The following is a 6,000-nucleotide window of genomic DNA, read 5'->3' on the forward strand; positions in this document are numbered from 1 at the left end:
CAAGCTCGGGGAGGATTAGCCCAGCAGCTCCTGTTCGAGCTTCTTGGCCATTTCCTCGATATTTTCCGGCGGCCAGCCGGGGATGTCCATGCCCAGGCGCAGGCCCATGGACGACAGCACTTCCTTGATTTCGTTCAGCGACTTGCGGCCGAAATTCGGGGTGCGCAGCATCTCGGCTTCGGTCTTCTGGACCAGATCGCCGATATAGATGATGTTGTCGTTCTTGAGGCAGTTGGCCGAGCGGACCGACAGTTCCAGTTCGTCCACCTTCTTGAGCAGATAGCGGTTGATCTGGTTGGTGTCGCTTTCGCCTTCCGAAGCAGCGGCAGCGGCATGGCCGGCAGCCGGGGCAGCGGCGGGCAGCGCGTCCTCGAAGTGGACGAACAGCTGGAGCTGGTCCTGCAGGATGCGGGCTGCATAGGCAATCGCATCTTCCGGCGTCACGGTGCCGTCGGTTTCCAGCGTCAGCGACAGCTTGTCATAGTCCAGTTCCTGGCCGACGCGGGTGTTGTCCACCTTGTAGGCGACCTGGCGGACCGGCGAGTAGAGCGCGTCGACCGGGATCAGGCCGATCGGTGCGTCTGCCGGGCGGTTGGCGACGGCGGGGACATAGCCCTTGCCGATGTCAGCCGTCAGTTCCATGTTCAGCGTCGCGCCCTGATCGAGGTGACAGATCACCAGATCGGGGTTCATCACTTCGATGTCGCCGACGACGGCAATGTCGCCTGCCTTCACCACGGCCGGGCCGGTGGCGGACAGCTGCAGACGCTTGGGGCCTTCGCCTTCCATCTTCAGCGCGACCTGCTTGATGTTCAGGACGATGTCGGTGACGTCCTCACGCACGCCGGCGAGCGACGAGAATTCGTGCAGGACATTCTCGATCTTGATCGAGGTGACCGCCGCGCCCTGGAGCGAGGAGAGAAGAACCCGGCGCAGCGCGTTGCCGAGCGTCAGGCCGAAACCGCGCTCAAGCGGTTCGGCAACGAAGGTCGCCTTGCGCTTGCCGTCGCCGGTCGGCTTGATCTCGAGGGCGTTGGGCTTCTTCAATTCCTGCCAGTTCTTCATGTTGACAGTCATGTACTTCCCCTGGGGATGTGGCCGTAACGGGTAGATCCTGGACCCATCAGGACGTTCCGGCCGATGCAAACGGGTAAGCGGGCGACGCGTCCGCCGCCCGCCTTCAAGCCTCTAGCGAAGCTTAATTAGACGCGGCGGCGCTTCGACGGACGCACACCATTGTGCGGGATCGGCGTGACGTCGCGGATCGAGGTGATGTGGAAGCCGACGGCCTGCAGTGCGCGCAGGGCCGATTCACGGCCCGAACCGGGGCCCTTGACTTCGACTTCGAGGGTGCGGACGCCGTGCTCGGCGGCCTTGCGGCCGGCGTCTTCGGCGCACACCTGAGCGGCGTACGGGGTCGACTTGCGGCTGCCCTTGAAGCCCATCATGCCGGCCGAGGACCACGAGATCGCGTTGCCCTGGGCGTCGGTGATGGTCACCATGGTGTTGTTGAAGCTGGCGTTGACGTGCGCGACGCCGGCCGAGATGTTCTTGCGTTCGCGGCGCTTAATGCGCTGGGGTTCGCGTGCCATTTTGCTCTAATCCTACAAAAATCGTTCAAAAGCAGAAGTCACCGGAGGGTCGGTCCAGAGGACATGACCCTCGACGATTACTTCTTCTTGCCGGCGATCGGCTTCGCCTTGCCCTTGCGGGTGCGCGCATTGGTGTGCGTGCGCTGACCGCGGACCGGCAGGCCCTTGCGATGACGCAGGCCGCGATAGCAGGCCAGATCCATCAGGCGCTTGATGTTCATCGCGGTTTCGCGACGCAGATCGCCTTCGACGGTCAGGTCGGCGTCGATGGCTTCGCGGATCTGCAGGACTTCGGCGTCCGACAGGTCCTGAACGCGGCGCGCATGGTCGATGCCCAGCTTGTCGGCGAGGTCGACGGCGGTCTTGCGACCGATGCCGTGGATGTAGGTGAGCGCGATGATTACGCGCTTGTTGGTCGGGATGTTAACACCCGCAATACGTGCCATGGTACTTAAATCTCCTGCTCCACGGGGCAGTTGGCGCCGCCCCATCTCAAAGCGTTCGGGCCTCTTTCCTGGCAAGGAAAAACAGGCCATGATGTTGCTTCCCGAGACGCAAAAAAGACGGCCAGTGCAGGAAGCACTGCCGCTGTTACGCGTGTAGGGAACGGCGGCCTTTATCGATTCGCCCCAAAACTGTCAATATCCGGCGCTTTTTTGAGGCTCTCCGTGCGATGAACGGAGCGGTTGCGCATGGGGGCAAGCGGCGATGGCCGTGGCCGGCCATCCGCCTCTACCGTCGCCCTGCCCCTTTTCGGGTTGAGCGCTCCGGCCGGCTCGGGCATGGAAGCGCGATGCGTCTGACCCGATTTCTTGTGTCCGCCCCGGCCCTTGCAGCGCCGCTGACCCTGTTGGTGGCCGGCTGCGTCGCGCCGCCCTCCGCGCCGGCGCCGCGCCCCGCGCCAGCACCCCGGCCTGCGCCGGTGCCGCCAGCCGAGCCGGCCCAGCCTGCGGCGGTCGAGTGGCAATATCGCCCTGCGACGCCGGGCAACTGGACCTATCGCGCCGATCCGGCCGGGCCGGTCGCGCTGTTTGGCGAGTCGGCTTCTGTCCCGCGCCTGACGCTGCGCTGCGACCGGGCGACGCGGCGGATCAGCCTGAGCCGGGCCGGCGGCGGGCAGGGGGCGATCACGGTGCGGACAAGCTATGGCGCGAGCAGCTGGCCGGCGGTGATGGCGGGGACGCAGGTGCCGCAGCTCACTGCCGTGCGCGGCGCGAGCGACGCGGCGCTGGACCAGCTCGCCTATAGCCGGGGCCGTTTCGCGGTCGAGGTGCAGGGACAGGAGACGCTGATCGTGCCTGCCTGGGCCGAAATATCGCGCGTTATCGAGGAGTGTCGGGGCTGAAAATCAGCGGTCCCGCCGTTTCGGCGCGGACGTTCAAGTATGATTCCAAAAAAGAATATTACAAGTCTTGATCCTGCAATCCGTCTGATTCACAGTCCGTCTCGTGGCCGATCGAGGGGTAGCTCAAAGCCGGTCACGCGGGCTTAATTAGCGAAAGGAGGTGATCCGATGTCTCATGGTTCAGCAATGGGGTCGGTCAAGTCCATTCGGGAAACGCGCCGCTGACGACGCCGGAGCGTCGGTACAAACCCTTCATGGTGTAGAGACCAAGAGCGCCGACATACAGGCCGTCTCCGCCAGGGGCTTTAGCGCGAACTTGTCTTCCTTCTGGGCGGTTTCCGGCCGCTGACCATGCACATGATGGGCCGTCGGGCATTGCGTCCCGGCGGCCCCTCTCATGTCCGGGGTGTGGCGCCTTTTTTTGGGGCGTCGCGAAAGGGCGATGTCTCGGTACGGTGCCGGCCCGCTCCCCCGCCCAACCACCCGACAGGATGACACTGGATCGGGCGGTTGGGCGGGGGAGCGGGCTGGAGCCGGCCTTCTAAAACGGGATTTACCGCCGGCGGGTTGCGAACCAGATGACGTGGCGGGGGCCCTTGCCATTGTCGCGCGCCTTGACCGCGACTTCCTCGACCGCAAAGCCCGCATTCTGCAATCGCCGGGTGAAGGCGGCGTCTGATCCCGCCGACCAGATCGCCAATATGCCGCCGGGCTTGAGCGCGCGCATCGCGCTGGAGAGGCCGGCATTGGTATAGAGCCGGTCATTGGCATCGGCGGTCAGGCCGTCCGGGCCATTGTCGACGTCGAGCAGGATCGCGTCATAGCTGCCATGGCCGGCGGCGATCACATGGGCGACATCGTCCATCACCAGCCGCACGCGCGGATCGTCCAGGCAGCCGGCGGCCAGATCGACCATCGGGCCGCGCGCCCATTCGATGATCTCGGGCACCAGTTCGGCCAGCGTGATCTGCGCCTTGGCGTCCATTTCCGCGAGCGCGGCGCGCAGCGTGAAGCCCATGCCATAGCCGCCGATCAGCATATGGAGGCCGGCGCGCTTGCCCAGCCGCTCCAGCGTCATCAGCGCCAGCGCCTTTTCCGACCCGCTCATCCGGCTGCTCATCAGCTCGTTGCGGTCGAGCACGATCATGAAGTCGCCGCCGCGGCGATAAAGGCGCAGTTCCTGTCCGCCGGGAACGGCGGCGGTGCCCAGCAATTCGCGCGGTGTCATGGCAATGGTCCTCAAACAGGGCGGGGAAAGCGGCCGCATGACAGGTCGCGCGCCGCTGCGCAATGGCGGTCCAACGGACGGTTCGCCGCCTATGGGCTGGCCAGCGGCGGCGCAGGGGTCTATCGGCACCCCCATCATGCGTTATTTTCTCGATACCGAATTCAACGGCTTTGGCGGCGCGCTGATCAGCGTGGCGCTGGTGCCCGAACATGGCGACGATGATTTCTATGCGTCGCTGCCGCTGCCCGATGTGATCGAACCCTGGGTCGAGCGCCATGTCATCCCCTATCTGCGCCATGTGCCGCCGGGGCTGGACCATGAACTCAGCCGGATCGAGGCGGCCGACCATATCGCCGCCTATCTGGATGGCGATTCCGATCCGGTGATCATCGCCGACTGGCCCGAGGATCTGGCCCATTTCTGCGCGCTCCTGACCACCGGGCCGGGGCAGATGGCGGCGGTCGACTATGGGCTGCGGCTGGAACTGATCAATGCGGCGGGCTTCAGCGCGGCGGCCAACAGCCGGGTGCCGCACAATGCCCTGCATGATGCGCGGGCATTGCGCGACTTCTACGTCAATAATTGAGTGGGGCAGGGCGCGCTGGCGCCCCGCCCGTTCCTGTCAGCGCTCCGTGCCCCTCGCCTTGCCCCAGGCATGGGCGGCGGTATAGCCGAGATAGGCGGTGCCGAAGAGCGCGTAGAGCGGCTCGGGCAGGGCGTCGAGATAGGCGCGCATGCCCGCGATGATCGCACCCGCCACCTCCGGCTGCCAGCCCGAGATCAGCCCCATCGGGATCGACCAGAGCAGCAGCGCATAGATGACGTAGAGAAAGGCCGGTCGCGACCGCTGGGTCCACAGGTCGGTCGGCTCGGTGGGGAGAGGAATGTCGTCGGTCTTCAACATGATCGCGTCTCCCTTCAGCCGATGCGGTTGGCGAGCCAGCCATAGAGAAAGGCCTCGTTGGCCGGGCGGCTTTCGGCCAGCGCCAGATAGCGTTCGCCTTGCAAGGCCTCGATCGCCTTGATCAGCACGGCGTCGCCGGCCGCGCCGCGCAGGGTGCGGAAGGCGCGCAGCGCGGCGAGCGTGCGGGCGCCGATCGCGCCATCGGCCTGGAGGTCGGGATAGTCGCGCTGGTTGCGGTTGAGCGCGTTCAGCGCTCGCTGGAGAAAGGTGCTGGCGACCCCCGGTCCCATGTTGACGGCGGTGTCGAACAGTTCGGCGGCGAGCGCCATGCTCTGCTGCGCGACCGCGGCATAGCCCGGTCCATCCCAGTAAAGCTGGCGGTAGATGGTGCGCGCGGTGGCGGGCGGCAGGCGGCGCATGTCGCCGGCAAAGCCGTTCGCCCGCGCGACGCCCAGCGTGATGCCCATATTGGTCGGCCCGCCGCGATCGGCCGGATGGTCGACATAGCCACCCTCCCGCGCGATCAGTTCGTCCAGCAATGTGTCGATGTCCATGATTGGCCCTTCCATGGTTCGTGGATGGCGAATCATTTATCCCATATGGTTATCTGTAGGACAGGGGGCAATGGCATGGGCGCGTCTGTCGAAGTTCACAGTGTAAACGGGCTTCTGGGGTCGTTCGCGCTTGAAACGCGTCGGCAACGCCTCTGCTGCGCGTCGGTCATGCACTGGAACGCGTCCCGTCCAACAGGGGCTGGGCCATCGTGCCGCGTCAACGCCGCGCGCGGCCCGCGTTAGCGTCCGCGCTCGTGGTGTAATTTCCGGTGTAGATTGAGGTGATCGCATGGGGTTGGGCATGCCCAACCCCATGCGATTTCGAACTCGGTGGCCACCGGGCTCATCGGTAAGGTGGAGTTACCACACGTCACACG

The 6,000-nt window shown here is 65.4% G+C and carries 8 protein-coding genes; 2 read left to right on the top strand and 6 right to left on the bottom strand.

Features of this window, described 5'->3' with window-relative positions; translation table 11 throughout:
- Positions 1 to 15: 15 nt before the first annotated feature.
- From AC13EK_RS06355 to rpsM, 3 genes are all read right to left on the bottom strand, one after another.
- Positions 16 to 1,077 (bottom strand): DNA-directed RNA polymerase subunit alpha, encoded by a 1,062-nt coding sequence (locus AC13EK_RS06355; RefSeq protein WP_004208753.1) that lies wholly within the window; start codon positions 1,075 to 1,077, stop codon positions 16 to 18.
- Positions 1,078 to 1,202: 125 nt separating this feature from the next.
- A complete protein-coding gene (rpsK, locus tag AC13EK_RS06360; protein WP_004208752.1) occupies positions 1,203 to 1,592 on the bottom strand; it encodes a 30S ribosomal protein S11 in 390 nt (129 codons plus the stop codon).
- 77 nt (positions 1,593 to 1,669) lie between these two features.
- Entirely contained in the window at positions 1,670 to 2,038 is a 369-nt protein-coding gene (gene rpsM, locus AC13EK_RS06365) for a 30S ribosomal protein S13 (RefSeq protein ID WP_004208751.1), read from the bottom strand.
- A gap of 347 nt (positions 2,039 to 2,385) precedes the next feature.
- On the opposite strand from rpsM, the gene AC13EK_RS06370 reads away from it, so the two are divergent.
- On the top strand, positions 2,386 to 2,937 hold the full coding sequence (locus AC13EK_RS06370) for a hypothetical protein (protein ID WP_277788324.1): 552 nt from the start codon (positions 2,386 to 2,388) through the stop codon (positions 2,935 to 2,937).
- 553 nt (positions 2,938 to 3,490) lie between these two features.
- Here AC13EK_RS06370 and AC13EK_RS06375 read toward each other — a convergent pair.
- Positions 3,491 to 4,165: a spermine/spermidine synthase domain-containing protein gene (locus tag AC13EK_RS06375; RefSeq protein WP_017499648.1), complete on the bottom strand. Its 675-nt coding sequence runs from the start codon at positions 4,163 to 4,165 to the stop codon at positions 3,491 to 3,493.
- 136 nt (positions 4,166 to 4,301) lie between these two features.
- Between AC13EK_RS06375 and AC13EK_RS06380 the strand changes: the two genes are divergently transcribed.
- A complete protein-coding gene (locus AC13EK_RS06380; RefSeq protein WP_026108855.1) occupies positions 4,302 to 4,751 on the top strand; it encodes a hypothetical protein in 450 nt (149 codons plus the stop codon).
- 36 nt (positions 4,752 to 4,787) lie between these two features.
- Here the strand turns inward: AC13EK_RS06380 and AC13EK_RS06385 are convergent, their stop codons facing one another.
- Positions 4,788 to 5,069 carry a 3TM-type holin gene (locus AC13EK_RS06385; RefSeq protein ID WP_017499646.1) on the bottom strand — a complete coding sequence of 94 codons (282 nt, stop codon included), beginning with the start codon at positions 5,067 to 5,069 and terminating at the stop codon, positions 4,788 to 4,790.
- A 14-nt stretch (positions 5,070 to 5,083) separates the two neighbouring features.
- Entirely contained in the window at positions 5,084 to 5,623 is a 540-nt protein-coding gene (locus tag AC13EK_RS06390; protein ID WP_069338297.1) for a glycoside hydrolase family 108 protein, read from the bottom strand.
- Positions 5,624 to 6,000: the final 377 nt, after the last annotated feature.

This window comes from Sphingobium sp. L-44 (assembly GCF_056859495.1).